The 1,378-nt window shown below is 63.6% G+C and carries 1 protein-coding gene; it reads right to left on the bottom strand.

The window, feature by feature from the left end; translation table 11 throughout:
* Complete coding sequence (locus tag AB0J21_RS33525) at positions 1-1,329, bottom strand: IS630 family transposase (RefSeq protein ID WP_363149955.1); 1,329 nt, start codon at positions 1,327-1,329, stop codon at positions 1-3.
* Between the last annotated feature and the right edge of the window lie 49 nt (positions 1,330-1,378).

Raw genomic sequence — 1,378 nt, 5'->3', positions numbered from 1 at the left:
CTAGTGTCCTGCGCCTGAAATCCTGGCAATATATTTCGATAACGAGTTCAGGATTTCATCGGCGCTCTTGGTCCATGTGAACGGCTTGGGGTCCTCGTTCCAGGTCTGGATCCAGGTGCGGATGTCGGCCTCAAGGGCTTGGACCGATCGGTGGGTCCCTCGGCGGATGAGCTTGTCGGTGAGGTGCCCGAACCACCGCTCGACCTGGTTGATCCAGCTGGAACCAGTCGGTGTGAAGTGGACGTGGAATCGAGGGTGCCGTCCGAGCCAGGCTTTGATCGCGGGCGTCTTGTGGGTGGCGTAGTTGTCACAGATCAAGTGGACGTCGAGTTCAGCCGGCACCGCCTTGTCTATCTTGACCAGGAATTTCTTGAACTCCACGGCCCGATGACGGCGATGAAGGGAGCTGATGACGCTTCCGTCCTCGATGTCGAACGCGGCGAACAGGCTGGTCACACCATGCCGTTGGTAGTCGTGGGTTCGCCGCTCCGGCATGCCGGGCATCATCGGCAGGACCGGCTGCGTGCGGTCCAGGGCCTGCACCTGGGATTTCTCGTCCACACACAACACCACCGCCTTCTCCGGCGGATGGTGATAGAGACCAACGACATCGACCACCTTCTCCACGAACTGCGGATCCGTGGACAGCTTGAACGTGTCCTGGACGTGCGGCTTCAGGTCGAACTGCCGCCAGATCCGTCCGATCGTCGACTTCGACAGGCCGGTCCGCTCGGACATCGACGCCCGCGACCAGTGCGTGGCATCACGCGGCGACGTCTCCAACGTGGCAACGACGACATCCTCGACCCGGTCGAGGAGGATCGACGGTGGCCGGCCCGGCCGCAGTTCGTCGGCCAGGCCTTCCAGCCGCAGCTCAACGAACCGACGTCGCCACCGCGCCACCGTGGACACCGAGGTCCCCAGCCGACCGGCGACCCGCTTGTTCGACGTGTCGTCGGCGCACGCCAGCACGATCCTCGACCGCAACGCCAAAGCCTGCGAGGACTTCGCCCGACGGGCCCAACGCATCAGCTGTTCCCGTTCCAGATCACTCAGAGACAGGCCGGTCTTCGGCCGCCCCGGCCGGTCGGTGTCCGCCAGGCCTTCCAACCGTGACTCCGCGAACCGCTTGCGCCACTTGCCGACCGTCACAGCCGACACACCCAAGTCATCGGCAACCCGCGCGTACACGACGTCCGGCTCGGCGCACCGCAACACAATGCGCGCCCGAACAGCCAGCCTTGACGCCCCCTGTGACCAGCGCACCAGCTGGTCATGCTCGTCAGCGGTCAAAACGAACTCGGCGGAAGAGCGTCCCGAAAACGACATCCTGAAACCGTAGCAATTTAACGCCAGGATTTCCGGTGCATCACACTAG

Source organism: Streptomyces sp. NPDC049954 (assembly GCF_040656295.1).
In the GTDB taxonomy this organism is placed as follows: domain Bacteria; phylum Actinomycetota; class Actinomycetes; order Streptomycetales; family Streptomycetaceae; genus Streptomyces.
This window is presented reverse-complemented; position numbering and strand designations above follow the sequence as displayed.

What these genes read in the sequence shown, in the direction of transcription:
- AB0J21_RS33525 (WP_363149955.1), bottom strand. Translation starts at nt 1,329, where the DNA reads ATGTCGTTTTCGGGACGCTCTTCCGCCGAGTTCGTTTTGACCGCTGAC.